Origin of the sequence: Syntrophotalea carbinolica DSM 2380, assembly GCF_000012885.1 — a bacterium.
Classification (GTDB): Bacteria; Desulfobacterota; Desulfuromonadia; order Desulfuromonadales; family Syntrophotaleaceae; genus Syntrophotalea; species Syntrophotalea carbinolica.
Map to the genome: position 1 here is coordinate 1,496,732 of NC_007498.2, position 18,635 is coordinate 1,515,366.

Consider the following 18,635-nt stretch of genomic DNA (forward strand, 5'->3'; position numbering starts at 1 on the left):
GTGAAATTGTTTATGGTTGAATCGCCGCTTCAACTGATCAATGCGATAGAGGCTCAGCGGCATTTTGGGGTTTCTCCGGATCAGTCCTTGCTGCTTGTTCTGGAGGGCGTGTCGCCTCTGAATCAGCGCCAAACCCTATCTTTGATTCGAGAGTCGGACTGGAGTGAAGTTAAATCGATTGGGTCTGCACAGTCTTTGGTGTCGTTTCTCTCCGCACGCATGTTTTTTCATCGCTGGTTGCATGGGAGGTACGAAAGCATTGACCAAGTCATTATCGGGGATTTCCGCTCCAGATTCATGCGCCACGTGGCGAATACTCTAGGGCAACCCGTGGTTTTGCTCGACGATGGGACGGCGACTCTTGCCGTGGCCGACAGACGTCGGCAGAACGTCACACCCGATGCCAAATATGAACGGGGGTGGCGTCGTTATTTAAATAAACGTCGCCTCTTTGGGTATCGCGATCATGACATTCCCGCACTGACTTTTTTTTCTACCTTTAATTTTCAAGTTCCGGACCAGGATCGGATCGTAAAGCATCGTTATGAGGCTTTACGTCGGGGCATGTCTGTCTGCAAGCGCCAGCCTGTAAGGTATTTTATCGGTTGCCCATTGGTGGAAATGGGGATTGTGAGCGAAAGTCACTACCGGGGATATCTCGAACGGATAGCACAGGATTTCAAAGAAACGATCTGTTACATTCCTCATAGGCGTGAGGATGCTCCGCGCGTTCGTGACCTTGCAACATGTCTCAACTGGCAGGTCAAATCCTTCGATAAGCCTATTGAATTGGTTCTTCTGGAAAAGGGGGAGCTCCCTCTGGGCTTGATCGGACTTTATTCCACCGCATTGGATAATGCTCATACTCTTTTCGGGGAACAGTTGCCGATACACAGTTATGAGATTCCCGTTGAAGACATCCTTAAATCAGAGCGGAAAGTATTTACCGAACGTGTTTACACCTATTATCGCCAGCATTATCTAAGTGACCATTTTCAGATTGTAAACCTCTAGGTGGTGTGTTAGGCATTCATGTCCGATCTGGGCGGTTATGTATGTCTATGACCCTAATAAATGACACCAACTCGGATTTCCGGGAGTTTCAGGAAGGATTTTTATGTTGACACCGAAAGTTATTGCCGAAATAGGCTGCAACCATAAAGGCGATATGGATATCGCCAAGGAGCTGATCGTTGTTGCCGCAACTTTTTGCAAAGCAGACGTTGCCAAGTTTCAAAAGCGCCATAATGTTGAATTGTTGAGCAAGGAAGAATACGATGCTCCGCATCCCAATCCTGCCAATTCCTATGGCTCTACCTATGGAGAACATCGCGAATTTCTGGAATTGTCTTTAGATCAGCATCGGCAACTCAAGAAATGGTGCGAGGAGTTTGGCATCGTTTACAGTACCTCCGTCTGGGATTTGACTTCCGCAAAGGAAATTGCCAGCCTCAATCCCGAATTGATCAAGGTTCCCTCGGCTTGCAATCTGCAATTCAAGATGCTCGAATATCTGTGCGATCATTATAAAGGGGAAATTCACGTATCTTTGGGTATGACTACCCAAGAGGAAGAAGAGCAGATCGTGGCCTTCTTCGAGAAAAAAGGACGTGCTCAAGATCTGGTTCTTTACGGTTGTACATCCGGATATCCCGTGGCCTTTGAAGATATTTGCCTTTATGAAATTACCCGTTTAAAAGAACGCTTCGGCAGTCGGGTCAAGGCCATCGGTTTTTCCGGCCACCATTTGGGGATCGCTGCCGATATTGCCGCACTGCCTCTTGGTGTGCAATGGATCGAGCGGCATTTCACTCTCGACCGCACCTGGAAAGGCACCGATCATGCCGCATCTCTGGAGCCTGATGGGTTACGTAAGCTCGTGCGTGATGTGCGCAATGTCAGTAAAGCTCTTTCCTATAAAAAAGAAGAGATCCTGGATGTTGAAAAAGTTCAGCGTGCAAAATTAAAACGGACTGCGAAGTGATGGAAAAAATTATTGCATTTATCCCGGCCAGGGGAGGCAGTAAGGGGATTCCACGTAAAAATATCAAAAATCTGGCAGGGCGGCCATTAATCTACTGGGTGCTCGATGCCGCTACCCGTTGCGACCTTATCGACAAGGTGTATGTTGCCACGGACGACGCCGAGATTGCCGAGGTGGTCGACCGTTTCGGCAGTGAGCGGGTCGAAGTCGTGTCTCGTGGCAGCGAAACCGCTACCGACACGGCCAGTACCGAATCGGCGATGCTTGAATTTTCACGCCAACGGAATTTCGAGCATATGGTCCTGATTCAGGCTACCTCCCCCCTACTTGAAGCCGGCGACTTGGACAGGGGAATTCGGAAATATCTGAATAATAAGGCCGATGGGTTGGTTTCGGTTGTTCGGCAAAAACGATTTTACTGGCAAGTGGCCGATGAGGGCCGTGCGGTACCGGTTAATTACGATCCCTGCAGTCGGCCGCGCAGGCAGGATTTTGATGGCATACTGGTTGAAAACGGTGCGTTCTATGTCAGCCGAAAGGACAGCTTGTTAAAAAGCGGTTCCAGGCTTTCCGGTCATGTCGTAACGTACGAAATGCCTGAAGCCACCTACTTCGAAATCGATGATGAGGTCGATTGGCAAATTATCGAAGGTATGCTGGCTAATCGCAAAATCAGTGTAACGTCTGAACAAAGCGGCAAATTGAAAAAGGTGAAATTGTTTCTGACGGATGTCGATGGTGTCTTGACCGATGCAGGCATGTATTACGGTGAGAGTGGCGAAGAGTTGAAAAAATTCAATACCCGGGACGGCAAAGGTATTGAGTTGCTCCGAAACCATGGGATCAAGACGGGAATCATTACCAGTGAAGCCACCCGGATTGTGCTTAACCGGGCCAAAAAACTTAAAATGGATTATGTGTTCACCGGGATTAAAGACAAGCTGTCGGTGTTCAATAAATTGCTCCTTGAAACCGGCATAGACGCTTCTGAAACCGCCTATATCGGTGATGACATTAACGATCTTGAGGTGTTGGCTGCTGCCGGCCTCTCTGCTTCACCGGGAGATGGGGTTGCCTCTGTTAAAAGAGTCGTTGATTACGTCTGTGACAAGCGTGGAGGTGAAGGTTGTGTGAGGGAGTTTGTGGAGAAGATTCTTGAATGATATCTTTCCCCAAAAGCTTTCTTGTTGAATTGCACCTGAAACATAATTTTGTATGCGCCCGCAGAAGAATGCTTGTAAATTATGCCGATAAATACATGCTTTCGGTGTTTTTGTTATGGCTTTTGACTGTTCAATGTGTAGGCGCTATTCAGTTTTGATTATTTCTTCGTGCCAAACTCCACGGCCTTGTTTCCGTTATCTTGGCGAAAAGGGATAGTGTGCTTTACCAAAAGAGTTTGTCCAGGGTTTGTCAAGTTATCGATCAAAAATCAGTACATATTCGCCGTCGGCTAACTTTCAATAGTTGGGGCAATGGTTCCACTCAGGAGCACTTACCATGATCGTACCTGTTATTCTCTCCGGCGGTTCGGGTAGTCGGCTCTGGCCTTTGTCCCGCGAAATGTATCCTAAGCAATTTCTCTCCCTGGTTAACGAGAAGTCTATGCTGCAGGATACTGTTACGCGCTTGGGTGATATGGCCGATTTAGCCGCCCCGATGGTGGTTTGTAACGAGAGCCATCGTTTTATTGTGGCCGATCAGATGGCAAACATCGGACATCCGCCCTCTGCCGTTCTGCTCGAACCGATAGGTCGCAATACCGGGCCGGCTGTAGCCCTTGCCGCTATGCATGCCATCGCCGCAGGGGATGATCCTGTTTTGCTGATTCTTCCCGCCGATCATGTCATACAAGACAGTGAAAAATTCTGCGAAACCTTTGCGGCTGCAAAGTCCTACGCGTTGGATGGGAAACTCATAACCTTCGGGGTCGTTCCCACGGTGCCGGAAACCGGTTACGGGTATATCCGGAAGGGCGACCCGGCACAGACAGGCGGTAATGCGGGTCTGGCCTATGACGTTGTAAAATTCCAGGAAAAACCCGATGTTGAAACGGCAAGACGATACCTTGATTGCGGGGATTACCTATGGAACAGCGGAATATTCATGTTTCTTGCCTCACGCTATCTCGAAGAGTTAGAGAGGTTTTCTCCGGAAATAATTGAGGCCTGTCGGCTGGCTTTGTCGTCTTCCAGAAAAAAAGATCATTGTATCTTTTTCGATTCCGAAACATTTGCCCGTTGCCCGGGCATTTCCATTGATCATGCCGTCCTCGAGAAGACGACCGAAGCGGTTGTTCTGCCACTGGAGGCAGGTTGGAACGATGTCGGTTCCTGGGACGCCTTGTGGGCGATGGCATCACCTGATGGCAATGGTGATGTGGTTATCGGGGATGTGGTTCGTAAAGACACGCGGAACTCCTATTTTCGTGCCACAACCCGTCTCCTCGCAGCTGTGGGGGTAGAGGGTGTGGTCGTTGTGGAAACCGACGATTCCGTCTTGGTTTGCAGCAAGGATCGCGTGCAGGATATCAAGAGCGTGGTTGATGAGTTGCGCAGTAAAAATCGGGATGAAGTGGTGCTGAACAACACTGTTTATCGTCCCTGGGGTAGTTATAAATGCATGGATCGGGAACAAGGTTTTCAGGTGAAACGAATTACCGTGAAGCCTGGGGCCAGTCTTTCTTTGCAGATGCACCATCACCGGGCTGAACATTGGATTGTCGTTAAGGGAGAGGCCAAGGTGACAAGAGGGGATGAGATTCTTATGTTAAGCGAGAATCAATCCACCTATATCCCTTTAGGGGTCATCCATCGGTTGGAAAACCCCGGGGAAATACCTCTTGAGCTTATTGAGGTGCAGTCCGGATCTTATCTGGGGGAGGATGATATTGTGAGATTGGATGATCAGTACGGTCGTTAAAATCGCCTGTCGTTTTCGACCGGAATACTATTCATACCATCGATTGGATAAAAAGAAAAAGGAAGTGAACGATGCTCATAGTTGCAATACCAAAAAGTGCGAGCACATCACTAGTGAAAACAATGGGACTCCTTCACGGTTTGCCTGCACAACAAAAATTTTTCAAAGATGCTCCTGTCCCTGCAACGACAAAATTACTACATAGATACCATAGCGATATTCGCGAATTTAATTCCGAACAGACTGATGTCTTTGGAGATAGTGGTCAGTTTTTTAAACAGCATATTCCTCCTACTGATAATAATTTAGAGTTAGTTAGAGGACAAAAAAAGGTGATTCTTCTCAGGGATCCCAGAGAAATTATCGAGGCTTACTATAGGGCCTCGAAAAAGAAAATCCATAAAGAGCGTGATGAGTTTAAAAATTGCACGACTGTAGATGAGTGGCATCAAGCTGCATGTGATAATGGCCTTTTCGATGATCTGCAGTGGTTCTACGATAGGTGGAATTCCGAGGCAAAAAAACATGCCGAGGAAAATCTTGTTATCGATTACTCAAGCTTGATAGCCGATTCGGAATTTGTGATAAATGAAATAGAAAAATTTTTCAATTTAAGTATCTCGGAAAATGTTTCTCTATCCAAAGAAAGATTTTCAAGAACATTCTCCTTTTCGGATGTCTTTTCTGCTCTTAAAAGAATAATTGTTCGGAAAAAATAACCAGTAATACATTTGATTATTTGCCTGGTAAGTCGTTGTTTGAGGCAGATTGTTCTTGTTTTATCCTTTACGTTGGCGAATATTCCCGAAGTAATAAAAAATTATTGCTTGTGGGGATGCGTTTTCGATTTTCCGAATACGGAGGTTAACTCCTGTGAAACGTTATAAACCGATGGATTTTTCCGGTGTTAAACGCTATTCGATAACCACGCGGGACAACAAGGTCAAAGTCGGTGAACATTTTGCCGAACCTCCGCGTGCGGGGCGCTCTTTCCAGGATTTCTTCGACAGTCTGCCCCATCTGCTCGGCGCCGACAATCTGCGCGGCGTGGTCGATGCGGTGGTGGCGGCTCGCGAAAAAGGCAAGCCGGTGGTGCTGGCCATGGGCGGGCACGTTATCAAATGCGGTCTGCAGCCGGTTCTCAAGGCCCTCATCGAGGCCGATGTGATTACGGCGGTGGCGACCAACGGTTCGGTTACGATTCACGATTATGAAGTGTCCTTGGTTGGCGCCACCTCCGAGGATGTGGCTGCGGTTCTCGCGGCCGGCGATTTCGGTTTTTCCCTCGAAACCGGTCAGGGGATGAACGCTATCCTCAAGCAGGCGGTGGCGGGTGACAACGGCTTTGGCCGGGCTATAGGTCAGGCCATAATCGAGCAACAGCATCCGTACCGGGATTACAGCTTGCTGGCAGCCTGTGTCGGTAAGGATATTCCTGTTACGGTGCATGTGGCCATCGGTACGGATATTATTCATCAGCATCCGGAAGCCGACGGCGGGGTGATCGGCGAGATGAGCTATCGGGATTTTAAGCTTTTGACTTCCGTGGTGGCGGATCTCGGCGACGGCGGTGTCTGGCTGAATGTCGGATCGGCGGTGCTGTTGCCGGAAGTTTTTCTTAAGGCCTTGTCCATCGCTCAGAACCTGGGTTACCATGTGGACGGTTTTACAACCGCCAATTTCGACATGATCCAGCACTATCGTCCGTTGACCAACGTCGTCAAGCGTCCCACGCTGGGCAGTGGTCGCGGGTTTACCATTACTGGACATCACGAAATCAACATCCCGCTGTTTGCCCAGGCGGTACTTGACCGGCTGGCCTGAATTCTGACGGGCCAGGCTGCCGAAAGGTATTGCATGTTGCGGGCGGATATGGTAAGCGCAGTTGCGTTGTTAACGAGGCCGGCCCCTCTGGCCGGTTTCTTTTTGCTGATTCCCCGTGGATCTCGCGGGTAACGGAAGAGTCATGGACCGAACAAACATAGAAAATTTCCTGAGCCGGTTGAAAGACCTCCGAGCGCTGGTCATCGGCGATCTGATGCTGGATGAATATCTGTGGGGGCGTACCGAACGGATTTCCCCCGAGGCCCCGGTGCAGGTGGTGGATGTTGTGCGCGAAGACCTGCGCCTTGGAGGGGCCGGCAACGTCATTAATAATCTGGTAACCCTCGGTTGCCAGGTGCATGTCGCCAGTGTGCTTGGCGAAGGGCACGACGGTTTGTTGTTGCGCCGTCGTCTGGAAGAGAAGCAGGTCGGTATCGAGGGGTTGCAGTTCGACGCTAAGCGTACTACCAGCCGCAAAACCCGGATCCTCGCTTCGGGTCAGCAGATGATGCGGTTTGATCGGGAAAGCCGTTGTCCGATCGATGCAACGCAGGAGGCCGTGCTGGCCGAATTTGTATCGAACAGCGCCGATCGTTTTGATGTGATCCTGGTATCCGATTATCTCAAAGGCGTTCTGACCGAGGATTTGCTGCAGTCCGTGATCGCAGTCGGCAAGCAAAAAGGCATCCCGGTTGTGATCGATCCCAAAGGTAACGATTACGCCAAGTATCGTGGCGCCACCCTGCTGACGCCCAACCGCAAGGAAACCGAGGTTGCTTCCGGCATATCCATCGTTGACGAAGAAAGTTTGCGTCTCGCGGCGCGCACTCTCATGCAGCGCATCGATCTGGAAACTCTGATGGTGACTCGCAGTGAGGAGGGGATTTCGATCTTCTTCCGTAACGGCGAGGAGGTGCACCTGCCGACGCAGGCTCGGGAAGTTTATGATGTCACAGGGGCCGGAGATACGGTGTTGTCGCTGGTCGGGCTCGGTCTGGCAGGGGGGCTGCCTGTCAGTGAGGCTGCCGCCCTGGCCAATATCGGTGCCGGTATTGTGGTCGGCAAGGTTGGTACCTCAACGGTCAATGTCGAAGAACTGCATGAGGCCATGGCGCATCATGCTTTGGAGTACGATTCCAAAATAAGGCTGCGTGAATCGCTGCGGGATGTGCTTGAAGTGGAACGCCGGCGGGGCAAAACCGTAGTATTCACCAATGGTTGTTTCGATCTGTTGCACGTCGGGCATGTTAAATACTTGCAGAAGGCCCGGCGCCTCGGCGATCTGTTGGTTCTGGGGCTGAATTCCGATGCTTCCATACGCCGACTTAAGGGGCCCAGTCGCCCGCTGATAAGCGAACAGGAGCGTGCGCATATCCTGGCAGCCTTGAGTTGCATCGATTACGTGGTGGTGTTCGATGAGGATACGCCCCTGGAATTGATCGATACCTTGCGACCGGATATTCTGGTCAAAGGTGGCGACTATACGCCGGAAACCGTGGTTGGCAAGGATCTGGTCGAAAGTTACGGCGGTCGGGTAGAGCTTATCGATCTGGTGGACGGGCGTTCCACCACCAATATCATCGAACGCATTCTGGATCGCTATGAGCAGGGGTGAGGCCGTTGCCCCGCGTAAAGCGGTTTTTCTGGATCGCGACGGTACCGTCAACGTTGAAAAAAACTACCTGCATCGGGTGGAGGATTTCACGTTTATACCGGGAGTGCCGCAAGCCATAAGGCGATTGAACGACGCCGGTTTCCTGGTGGTCGTGGTGACCAACCAGTCGGGGGTGGCGCGGGGGTATTTCGAGCTGGACGATGTCCACCGATTGCATAACCACATCGGTCGCCTGCTGATTTCCGAAAGCGCCCATATCGACGGATTTTTTATCTGTCCGCACCATCCCGAAGCCGGGCAGGGGCAGTGGCGCAAACGGTGTGATTGCCGCAAGGGCGAGCCGGGTTTATTGCTGCAGGCCGCCGAGCAGTTGAATATCGATCTGCATCGTTCGTTTATGGTAGGCGACAAGCCGGCTGATATGGATGCTGGGCGACGGGCCGGTTGTACGCCTCTGCTGGTGTTGACCGGTTACGGGGCCGAAACGGCGCAGAGTCTTGATCCTTCCATCGGGCGTTATGCCAGCCTGGTGGAAGCGGTGGATTTTATTTTACGGCAGGGCGGAAGTGAATGCTTTCCGCCCCGTCCGACATAGAGAAAGGGCTGTTCATGATCAAAAGCATGACAGGATATGGCAAGGGGCAGGCAACTGCCGGCGAGATTTCCCTTACGGTGGAGGTCAAATCGGTAAATCATCGTTATGGGGACGTTTCCGTTAAAGCGCCGCGCTTTCTGCTCGGTTTCGAGGGCGAGATCAAAAAACGCGTTGGGGAACGACTGAAACGCGGCAAAATCGATGTCTTCATCAATATCGAAAACAACGCCTGTGGCGGTCGTGCCCCGGTGCTCAACAAGGAACTTGCTGCTGCATATATGGTCCTGTTTCGGCAGATGCGGGCCGAATTCGCTCTGGATGGAGATGTCACTGTCGGTTTGCTTGCCGGACAAAAGGAAGTGATTACCTTGACCGAAGGCGATCCGGATGAACAGGATGTTCGAAACTGTCTGACCGACGCGCTGGCCAAGGCACTGACAGCCATAGAGCAGATGCGACATGCCGAGGGCACGGCGACTCGGCAGGACATGGATGAGTATCTGACCCATATCGAGTCGTTACTGAGTTCGGCTCGGGAAAGGGCGCCCCAGGTGCCGCTGGAGTGGAAAGAGAAGCTTATGGAGCGCCTGGCGCGGCTGGAAAACGGGTTTGAGGTCGATCCCCAGCGTGTCGCGCAGGAGGTTGCGGTGTTTGCCGATCGTTGCGATATCTGCGAGGAGCTGGCCCGGTTCGCCAGCCATATTGAACAGTTCCGGGGACTGTTCAGTGTTGAGGAGGCTGTTGGGCGGCAGATGGATTTCATTCTCCAGGAGATGAACCGCGAAGCCAATACCATGGGCTCGAAATCCAACGATCTGGAGTTGACCCGCCTGGTCGTGGCCATGAAGGCCGACCTGGAAAAAATCCGCGAGCAGGTTCAGAATATCGAATAGTGCAATGGCCCGCTACGGCTGGTAACCGCTGGAGAATAACGTATGAAAAGAAATGGCATCCTGTTTGTCATATCCGCGCCGTCAGGTGCTGGTAAGACCTCATTGTGTCGGCAGATTGTTGACATTTTCCCCGATATGCGGCACTCTATCTCCTTTACCACGCGTCCCCGTCGAAATGGCGAAACAGACGGTGTCGATTATCACTTTGTCACTCCGGAGGTTTTCGATACCATGGTGGCGGAAGGTGCTTTCGCCGAATGGGCCAGGGTTCACGGAAACTGCTACGGGACTGCACTGGCTACCCTGCAGGAAGCACGTGAACAGGGTCAGGATCTGCTGCTGGATATCGATTGTCAGGGTGCGGCGCAGCTTAAGCGCAACTGCCCGGATGACGTCTTTATTTTTATTTTGCCGCCGAGCTTCGAAGAACTTGAGCGCCGGTTGCGCGGGCGCAATACCGATACCGCCGAGGTCATTGCCCGACGGCTGGACAATGCTCGCCGCGAAATTCGCGAGTTGGTCTGGTATGATTATCTCATCGTGAATGAGGATCTGCCGCGTGCGGTGGAGGAATTCAAGAGTATTATCCTGGCAGAAGGCTGCAGGGCTTCACGTATCAGAAGTGAGGCCGGCCGTCTGTTCGACATTGATATGCAGGACAATTCAACGATTTAACACGAAAAGGACAATAACCCCATGGCGAGAATAACGGTCGAAGATTGCCTTCAGCAGATTCCCAACCGCTTTTTGCTGGTAATGGTGGCTGCCAAGCGGACCAAGCAGCTGTACAAGGGCGGTCAACCGCTTATCGAAAACAAATCCAATAACAAGCGGGTGGTTCATTGCCTGCGTGAAATCGCCGCCGGGAAAGTCGATTACGAAATTCCCGCGCGCAAAGCTTAGCCCCTGGCCGGTCGGTCTTTTCGGTATTCTGTCTTTTGCGGGGACCAAAGCGTGATTAACCACGGTTTTCGAACCGGTCATAAAGACGCATTTGGAGTCACAATTTAAAGCGCAGAGGCGAAGGAAAAGACTGACTGTGGTGATGATCAGCCATGAGGCCGGGCCCAAAGGACCCGGCCTCGTTTTGTTTGCCGGGCCATGAGCCCGGTGAGGCGGTCTGTCGCGAAGTGTTCGCTCCTTTAGCGTCTCTGCTTTGAAACCGATGGAATCGGAATGCTCCGTTTAGATGAAATAATCGAAAAGATTCTGCTCTACAATCCTCAGGCCGATGTCGACGTTCTGCGTAAGGCATACGTTTACAGTGCCAAGGTTCATCGTGGCCAATCACGCTTGTCCGGTGAGCCTTATCTCAACCACAGCCTTGAAATTGCCAATATTCTCATCCGGCTCAAAATGGATGTGCCGACCATCACCACCGGTTTGCTGCACGATATCCTTCAGCAGAATCTGGTCGATGCGACGGAGTTGCAGACTCATTTCGGTGAAAATGTCGGGGAGTTGGTACAGAGCCTGACCCGCCTCGGCCGCATAACCTTTACCACGAGTGAAGAGCAGCAGGCCGAGAATTTCCGTAAAATGTTGCTGGCTATGGCCAGCGATATACGGGTCATTCTGGTCAAGCTTGCCGAGCGACTGCACGATATGCGTACCCTGGAAAGCCGCGATGCCGCCGAGCAGCGGCGTATTGCCCAGGAAACCCTCGATATTTATGCGCCGCTGGCCAATCGCCTCGGTATCAGTTGGATGAAATGCGAACTGGAAGATTTGTCCTTACGCTACGTTTTGCCCGAGGTCTATTCCGAACTGCGCACCAAAGTCGAACTGCAGAGTAAAAACCGGGCGGGTTATGTGGAGGAAGTTCGTAAGCAGTTGTACGAAAAAATGGTGCAGAACGGCATCGAGGGAGAGTGCTACGGCCGTCAGAAACATCTGTATTCCATCTGGCGTAAAATGCAGCGTCAGGGCATCGAATTCGAACAGGTCTATGATCTTATCGCTTTTCGGGTGCTGGTAAAGGACGTGCGGGACTGTTATGCCATGCTGGGCGTGATTCATGCGGCCTGGAAGCCTATCGCCAGCCGTTTCAAGGATTATATCGCCATGCCCAAGGCGAATATGTACCAATCGCTGCATACCACGGTTATCGGGCCCTACGGAGAGCGGATGGAGGTCCAGATCCGGACCGAGGAGATGCATCGGGTCGCTGAGGAAGGTATCGCCGCCCACTGGAAATATAAGGAAGGGCGGGGTGGCGACAGTGTCGTCACCAAAGATGAGAAGCAATTCGGCTGGTTGCGGCAAATGCTCGATTCCCAGCAGGAGTTCTCCGATTCCCACGAATTTGTCGGTTCGGTGAAAGGCGATCTGTTTTCCGAGGAGGTCTATGTCTTTTCCCCCAAAGGTGAGGTGAAGGCTTTCCCTCGTGGCGCAACGCCCATTGACTTCGCTTACAGCGTGCATACGGAGGTCGGTAATCGCTGCGTCGGCGCGCGCGTCAACGGTAAGCTGGTGCCGCTGAAAACCCCTCTTAGCAATGGCGATGTGGTTGAGGTCGTGACATCCCCCAACCAGACACCCAGCAAAGACTGGCTCAAGTTTGTCGTCACCTCGCGGGCGGCCAGTAAAATCCGCCACTGGGTCAAGACCCAACAGCGGGAAAAAAGTATCGAGCTCGGCAAGGAGCTGTTTGAAAAACGACTGCGCAAGTACGGATGCAGTCTCAAGAAAGTTTTGGCCTCCAAGGAGTTTTCCCAGGCGATGCAGGAGCTTGGTTATCATGCCTCCGCCGATTTGCTGGCCGGGATCGGCTACGGCAAGGTGCCGCTTGGCCAGGTGGTCAGTCGGGTGATTCCCGCCGATGTACGGCGCCCTGAAACGGAAGATAAGGAGACGCTTCTGCCGGAAGCCGGACCTGTCCGTAAAAAGCCTTCAAGCGCCATCAAGATTCAGGGGATTGGCGATATCATGGTGAGGTTCGCCAAATGCTGCAATCCGTTGCCGGGTGATCCGGTGGTAGGTTTTATTACCCGTGGTCGTGGTATTACCGTGCATACGGTCGATTGTCCAAGCGTTTTGGAAAGTGATGCGGACCGGCAAATCGAGGTTGAATGGGATGTCAAGAAAAAGGCATCGCATACGGCCAAGATCCGCCTGGCTACCGAGGACCGCAAAGGGGTCCTGGCCAACGTCAGCAATGCCATCAGTGCCTGTGAAGCCAACATTTCCAGCGCCAGTGTTCAGCGGACCAAAACCCATAAGAGTCTTATTGTTTTTGCGGTGGAGGTGGACGATGTGGAGCACCTCAATCGCGTAATCAATGCCCTGCATCAGGTAAAAGGAGTCTATCAGGTCGATCGCTTGCGGCACTGAGACATCGGTTTCGGAGCATCGGTGTTGGAACCGGATGGCCATGAAAACGAGATGGAAACTTTTGGTTTCCATCGTTGATTCGGTTTTGATAGCGGTAAAACTATAATCAGCTAACCACAAGGATCGTATGCCATGCCGATTGAAAAGATAACTACAGAGCAGGCACCGGCCGCTATCGGGCCGTATTCGCAGGCCGTGCGGGCCGGGGATTATCTGTTCTTTTCAGGGCAGATTCCTTTGGATCCTGCGACCGGAAACATGGTTGGAAAGGATGCCGAGAGTCAGACTTTGCAGGTGGTGAGCAATATCAAAGCCGTACTGGCGGCCGCCGGTCTTGGCGTGAATGATGTGGTCAAGACGACCGTTTATCTTACCGATCTGCAGGATTTTGAGGTGGTTAACCGCGTCTATGCGGAATGTTTCGGCTCGGCAGCCCCGGCGCGTGCCACTGTCCAGGTGGCAGCTTTGCCGAAAGGGGCTCTGGTGGAAATCGAGGGGGTGGCCTACGCAGGGGATTGACTCCGTCTGCCGTGATTGCGGCCGGAATTTAAATAAACAGGTTGAACGTAACAGGGGAAGCCGAATGGCTTCCCCTGTTTGCGTCTCTTATGGCAGGCCCCTGGATCAGATGGCCTTGGTGACGGCGCCGGAACGAAGGCACCGGGTGCAGACTTTGATGGCCTGCACTTTGCCCTTGTGCAGAGCCCGTACCTTTTGAAGGTTGGGATACCAAACCTTGCGGGTTTTGTTATGGGCATGGCTGACGTTATTGCCAGTGGTCGGTTTTTTACCACAGATATCGCATACTCTGGACATTTTCTTACCTCCTGGAAATTTAGAGCGCCTATATGTACCATTTGCGGTGTCGTATTGCAACCTCTTTTTCTTTTGTCTGTTGCCGGGGTCTCTCTTTTATCCCCGTATCGGTAGCAGTAACTGCTCTGCCAGGGCGAATCCCAGCACGACCTCGCCGTTGCTGCCGAGTCCGGGGCACATCCATTCGGGGATGGCTGTAATCGGATAGCGACCGGCAGGGCGGCATGGCAGACCGCTGAGGCCGACATGGCGGTCTGCGAACGGACGGCTGCGCTGCGGAAGGTGGATTTCCTCTATGTGGAAATCGGCAAAGGGCAACAGAGTCCGCAGGTGCTCGGTGAGTCGCTCGGGAGTGTAGGGATGAGATTCATTTTCATTGCCGGCTTCTATCAGGTAGCGTATCCCACCGGCAACCTCCTGCCGGGTGACAAGGAATGTTGTGGCGTCCGACAGCACGATACGGCTGGCTAACAGCGGCGAAATATTTTCGCTGATGGTTGTCGTCTGCCAGGTAGGGCGCGTGGCGCGCTGCATCGCCCGGGGTGCTTTTTTGCCGGCGGGAAGAAAGGTCGTGGCCGACTGACTGGCGATAACGAATTGTGATGCCTTGATGCGGGCCCCGTCTTTGAGGAGGATGCCTTCAAGCTTGCGCCCGGACCCATGCAGAAGATCAAGCCGGTCCAAGGGGATTTCCGTAACATGGAACTGGGCGGTGCGTCGGGACAGTAATTCTGAAAACAATACACTGTCCATAGCTTTTGGCAAGCGGCTCCAGTGCCACAACAAGGCAGCCTGCGTTGTTGTAAGCTGGGCCGCGGGCAAGCCGGACAGACCGGTAAAAAGGGTCCGGAGCAGGGTGTGCGCTTCGCCTTCGACATGGCGGGCAAGATACTTTGCAAGCGGTCTGGACAGTGGAATCCTGCCGGCTTCGGATTTCCAGCCCGATGCAGCCAGGCGGATTTGACTGCGCAGGCTGAAGAGGGCAGAAGGCGTTTGTGTTGCAAGCGCCCGGCTAAGCCAGGTGCCCCAACGATCCAGGTTCTGCAACAGTTTGACGGGGGCGTCCGAAGGTGTGGTCAGTTCCCGTTGCCATTCATCTGCGAGGTCGGGAGCCGAAAGGTCCAGGCGATGATGTTTGTCAATCAACTGCAAGCCACCGGCGCTGCGCAGTTGCTGGCGCTGCTGGCCGAGAAGATTCAGAAGTTTCTCCAGGTGCGTTCCGCATGCCAGCTCGGGGTTTAGCAAGGGCTCGCTATGGTCACTAAGTAGCAGAATCCGACGGCCACGTCGCCCTGCCAGAAACGCAGCGATGCGTGCAGCCAGGCCACTGCCGAGAATGATGACATCAAAATGCTGGGATTTCACCCGGATAACTTTCTGTATGCTGGCAGGCACCTCTTGGAGAGGAGCTATTAAAGGTCTTCTTCGCTTATGATCTGCAGACCGTTACGTTGCAGCAGTGCGGTGGTTATGCCCTGCCCGGCGACCTTGGAGCCCTGGCGACAGATTCTGTGTACGCCGCAGGAAGGACTGCCATCCTTGAACAGAGCATGGGTGCAACCCGTCAGCTGGGCTATTTTCAAGGTCTCTTTCGCGCCCTGGACAAAAACCGTGTTCATATCTGTTTGGTCCGTGCGGATGACAAGCCCGCTGCCGTTCAATACTTCGGCACCGCTGCCCTCGGCGAAAAAGGTCATAGGCCGCGGCGTCGGTAGTCCCGCCAGCTGTTCAGGGCAGACGGGTATCGGGATCATTTTGTGTTGTTGCAGATAGTGGCGCACTTTTTCATTGTACTTGCTGCGTCCGTCATAACGGGTTGCAAGGCCAAGCAGGCAGGCGCTTACCAGTATCGGATGGGACATCGCGGCAGCCTCTTCGTGGATAAAAAACGGCCGGGCGTTTGCGGGCGCCCGGCCTGGGATGGGTGTATGGCGCCATCAAAACGATGGGTTCTGCAAGGCCCGGTCTTTTGCCATCAGTGGAGGGGTGATGCGCACACGGCGTCCTTCGATGCGCAGCCGTCCCTCGGCAAATAACCGGATGGCTTGCGGATAGATTCGGTGCTCCTGCTCCAGAATACGCCTGGAAAGCGTCGTTTCGTTATCATCGTCCCGTACCGGGACCGCAGCCTGGATAATAATGGGACCGCTGTCAACGCCCGGATCTACAAAATGCACGGTGCAACCGGCAATTCTGACCCCGTAATCCAAGGCCTGTCGCTGGGCGTGTATGCCGGGGAAGGCCGGTAGCAGTGCCGGATGAATATTCATGATACGCTGCGGAAACGCTTCCAGAAAGACAGGCGTCAGGATGCGCATGAACCCGGCCAGCACCACAAGCTCGACCCCGCTTTTTTTCAGCACCTCGACCATGGCCTGGTCGAAAGCTTCCCGGTCAGGGTGTGTCCGGTGCTCGACGACGGCAACGGGAATGCCGGCCCGGCGAGCACGTTCCAGCGCACCGGCTTGTGGTTTGTTGCTCAGGACCACGGCGACTTCGGCAGATACCGAACCTGCCAGGCATTGGTCTATAATCGCCTGAAGGTTGGTGCCACCGCCGGACGCCAGTATTCCGAGACGCAATTTCTTACTCAATGGTACTCGCCCTCCATGCAAGACACAGGTTTCGATACGATGCCCGATGATTAAATCAGGGTAACCGTCGGTTCACCTTCTTCAGCACTTTTGGCGATTTCACCGATGATAAAAGCATCTTCTTTGAGCCCGGAAAGCCGTACCATGATTTCTTCAGCTTCGGTTTCGGGTACCACCAGCACCATACCGATACCGTAGTTGAGGGTACGGTACATTTCTTCCTCCTCGATGTTGCCGGCTTTGCGCAGCAATTCGAAGATGGGGGGCTTGGGCCAGCTGTCCTTGTGAATAATGGCCTGGCAGTTTTTCGGCATCATGCGGGGAACGTTTTCCACCAGACCGCCGCCGGTAATATGCGCCATGCCTTTGATCTGAAAATCGCGCAGCAGGTTAAGGATGGTCTTGACGTAAATGCGGGTGGGTTTCAGCAGTTCCTCGCCAACACTCAAGTCGAGTTCTTCGACCTTGGAGTCGGCGTTCAGGCCGAGATGTTCAAACAGAACTTTGCGTGCCAGGGAGTAGCCGTTGGAGTGCAGACCGCTGGAGGCGAGGCCGATGAGGCGATCGCCCACAGTGATGCCGGAGCCGTCGATGATGCTGGTGTTGTCCACGATGCCGACGGTGAATCCGGCCAGGTCGTATTCGCCCTCGCCATAAAAACCGGGCATTTCCGCCGTTTCGCCACCGATCAGGGCGCAACCGGCCTGGATGCAACCCTCGGAAATCCCCTTGACCACATCCTGGGCTTTTTCGGGGGTAAGCTTGCCGGTTGCCATGTAGTCGAGGAAAAACAGCGGTTCGGCTCCCTGTACCACGATGTCGTTGACACACATGGCGACCAGGTCGATACCGACGGTATCGTGCTTGTCCATCATGAAGGCCAGCTTGAGCTTGGTGCCTACCCCGTCCGTGGACGCTACCAGGGTCGGTTTCTTGTATTTGTCGGCATGCAGCGAAAACAGGCCGCCGAAACCGCCGATGTCGGTCAGTACTTCGGGGCGGGAGGTGGCTTTGACCAGAGGTTTGATCAATTGCACGAAACGGTTGCCCGCGTCGATATCGACGCCGGCATCTTTATAGGTCATTTTTTTTTGGTCGCTCAAGTGAACCTCTCTTTTCTTTGGTAAAAAGTATGACTCCCATTTGTAAATCAACCTTTTTGGCTTGTCAACGGCAAAGTCCTGTACGATCGATTTGGTCTTGACTCTTTACAGACCCGTGCCGGTGCTTTATCATTCGCCAAATATGCTGGAGAAGCAGGGTACGTGCATTGTGTTGTTCGCAGCCGGGGATTTTTTCTCCGGCTTCGTTGGCGGTTGGTCTCACGCGTTAAATCGTCGCAGAGGAGAAGGTCGCATGCCTGGTTTTCCGGGCGTTTTTTATAGATGGGTTTGCAGTCCGACGTTTTTTTCAAAAAGGTATTTTTATGGCTGACTTCCCATCGGGATCCTTCACTGTCCGTACCATGACCGCAGATGATCTGGCCAAGATTGTCGAGCTGGAAGGACGTTGCCATATTACCCCCTGGTCCGCACAGCTGTTTGAAGAAGAGCTGTCCCGTGCTTATTCCACCATCGACATCCTGTGGCAGGCGGATCGGCTTGTCGGCTATATTTGTTTCTGGCAGGTTTGCGATGAGCTGCACATTCTCAATGTCGCAGTGGATCGAGCGTTCCGGCGGCGTGGTCTCGGCCGAGTACTGGTAGAGCACGTTTTACAGCACGGTCGAGCCGGTGGGTGCGATCGCGCTTTTCTTGAGGTGCGAACCGGTAATCGTGGTGCTATCGCCCTTTATGACTCTCTTGGTTTCGAAGTTATCGGGCGCCGTGTGAAATATTACCCGGATGGCGAAGATGCCCTGGTTATGGAACGCAAAATCCTCCACAGTTGAAACAGGTTTTCTTGCAGCAGCTTTCGGGCTGTTTTCGCGGTCGGATTGCAGGTTATGGCAGGGCGTTTTGATGGCCCCTGCCGGTGTCGGACACCAAATCCGGTAGCCGCTGTTTGTCAACAGGCTCCGGAGAATATTCAGCGAGTCTGTCTTTCATGCCGGGCAGGA

19 protein-coding genes are annotated in these 18,635 nt (G+C 53.0%); 14 read left to right on the top strand and 5 right to left on the bottom strand.

Features of this window, described 5'->3' with window-relative positions; translation table 11 throughout:
- From PCAR_RS07215 to PCAR_RS07275, 13 genes are all read left to right on the top strand, one after another.
- The gene (locus PCAR_RS07215; RefSeq protein WP_011341000.1) at positions 1-1,014 is read left to right on the top strand and encodes a hypothetical protein; all 1,014 of its coding nucleotides are present in this window, start codon (positions 1-3) and stop codon (positions 1,012-1,014) included.
- A 103-nt stretch (positions 1,015-1,117) separates the two neighbouring features.
- On the top strand, positions 1,118-1,984 hold the full coding sequence (locus PCAR_RS07220) for an N-acetylneuraminate synthase family protein (protein ID WP_011341001.1): 867 nt from the start codon (positions 1,118-1,120) through the stop codon (positions 1,982-1,984).
- Entirely contained in the window at positions 1,984-3,147 is a 1,164-nt protein-coding gene (locus PCAR_RS07225) for an acylneuraminate cytidylyltransferase (protein WP_011341002.1), read from the top strand. Before PCAR_RS07220 ends, PCAR_RS07225 begins: the two co-directional genes overlap by 1 nt.
- A 337-nt stretch (positions 3,148-3,484) precedes the next feature.
- Positions 3,485-4,906 carry a mannose-1-phosphate guanylyltransferase/mannose-6-phosphate isomerase gene (locus PCAR_RS07230; RefSeq protein WP_011341003.1) on the top strand — a complete coding sequence of 474 codons (1,422 nt, stop codon included), beginning with the start codon at positions 3,485-3,487 and terminating at the stop codon, positions 4,904-4,906.
- Positions 4,907-4,977: 71 nt separating this feature from the next.
- Complete coding sequence (locus PCAR_RS07235) at positions 4,978-5,625, top strand: sulfotransferase domain-containing protein (protein ID WP_011341004.1); 648 nt, start codon at positions 4,978-4,980, stop codon at positions 5,623-5,625.
- 154 nt (positions 5,626-5,779) lie between these two features.
- Positions 5,780-6,730, top strand: coding sequence for a hypothetical protein (locus PCAR_RS07240; protein WP_011341005.1), 951 nt, complete (start codon positions 5,780-5,782; stop codon positions 6,728-6,730).
- Between the two features lie 142 nt (positions 6,731-6,872).
- Entirely contained in the window at positions 6,873-8,345 is a 1,473-nt protein-coding gene (gene rfaE1 / locus PCAR_RS07245) for a D-glycero-beta-D-manno-heptose-7-phosphate kinase (protein ID WP_011341006.1), read from the top strand.
- Positions 8,332-8,940: a D-glycero-beta-D-manno-heptose 1,7-bisphosphate 7-phosphatase gene (gene gmhB / locus PCAR_RS07250; protein ID WP_011341007.1), complete on the top strand. Its 609-nt coding sequence runs from the start codon at positions 8,332-8,334 to the stop codon at positions 8,938-8,940. Before rfaE1 ends, gmhB begins: the two co-directional genes overlap by 14 nt.
- A gap of 14 nt (positions 8,941-8,954) precedes the next feature.
- Positions 8,955-9,833: a YicC/YloC family endoribonuclease gene (locus PCAR_RS07255; RefSeq protein ID WP_011341008.1), complete on the top strand. Its 879-nt coding sequence runs from the start codon at positions 8,955-8,957 to the stop codon at positions 9,831-9,833.
- A gap of 42 nt (positions 9,834-9,875) precedes the next feature.
- Positions 9,876-10,508, top strand: coding sequence for a guanylate kinase (gene gmk / locus PCAR_RS07260; protein ID WP_011341009.1), 633 nt, complete (start codon positions 9,876-9,878; stop codon positions 10,506-10,508).
- A gap of 21 nt (positions 10,509-10,529) precedes the next feature.
- Positions 10,530-10,736 carry a DNA-directed RNA polymerase subunit omega gene (gene rpoZ, locus PCAR_RS07265; RefSeq protein WP_011341010.1) on the top strand — a complete coding sequence of 69 codons (207 nt, stop codon included), beginning with the start codon at positions 10,530-10,532 and terminating at the stop codon, positions 10,734-10,736.
- Between the two features lie 273 nt (positions 10,737-11,009).
- Entirely contained in the window at positions 11,010-13,166 is a 2,157-nt protein-coding gene (locus PCAR_RS07270) for a RelA/SpoT family protein (protein WP_011341011.1), read from the top strand.
- Positions 13,167-13,298: 132 nt separating this feature from the next.
- A complete protein-coding gene (locus PCAR_RS07275; RefSeq protein WP_011341012.1) occupies positions 13,299-13,685 on the top strand; it encodes a RidA family protein in 387 nt (128 codons plus the stop codon).
- A 105-nt stretch (positions 13,686-13,790) separates the two neighbouring features.
- On the opposite strand, the gene rpmB is transcribed toward PCAR_RS07275, so the two are convergent.
- The 5 genes from rpmB to purM all read right to left on the bottom strand — a co-directional run bounded on the left by rpmB (position 13,791) and on the right by purM (position 17,661).
- Positions 13,791-13,982: a 50S ribosomal protein L28 gene (rpmB, locus tag PCAR_RS07280; protein ID WP_011341013.1), complete on the bottom strand. Its 192-nt coding sequence runs from the start codon at positions 13,980-13,982 to the stop codon at positions 13,791-13,793.
- Positions 13,983-14,078: 96 nt separating this feature from the next.
- On the bottom strand, positions 14,079-15,347 hold the full coding sequence (locus PCAR_RS07285; RefSeq protein ID WP_148204316.1) for a hypothetical protein: 1,269 nt from the start codon (positions 15,345-15,347) through the stop codon (positions 14,079-14,081).
- 47 nt (positions 15,348-15,394) lie between these two features.
- On the bottom strand, positions 15,395-15,844 hold the full coding sequence (locus PCAR_RS07290; protein ID WP_011341015.1) for a DUF523 domain-containing protein: 450 nt from the start codon (positions 15,842-15,844) through the stop codon (positions 15,395-15,397).
- Between the two features lie 75 nt (positions 15,845-15,919).
- On the bottom strand, positions 15,920-16,576 hold the full coding sequence (gene purN / locus PCAR_RS07295) for a phosphoribosylglycinamide formyltransferase (protein ID WP_011341016.1): 657 nt from the start codon (positions 16,574-16,576) through the stop codon (positions 15,920-15,922).
- A gap of 50 nt (positions 16,577-16,626) precedes the next feature.
- Positions 16,627-17,661 carry a phosphoribosylformylglycinamidine cyclo-ligase gene (gene purM / locus PCAR_RS07300; RefSeq protein WP_041531671.1) on the bottom strand — a complete coding sequence of 345 codons (1,035 nt, stop codon included), beginning with the start codon at positions 17,659-17,661 and terminating at the stop codon, positions 16,627-16,629.
- A gap of 341 nt (positions 17,662-18,002) precedes the next feature.
- Here purM and rimI point away from each other — a divergent pair, with 341 nt between their 5' ends.
- Positions 18,003-18,467 (top strand): ribosomal protein S18-alanine N-acetyltransferase, encoded by a 465-nt coding sequence (gene rimI, locus PCAR_RS07305; protein WP_011341018.1) that lies wholly within the window; start codon positions 18,003-18,005, stop codon positions 18,465-18,467.
- Positions 18,468-18,635: the final 168 nt, after the last annotated feature.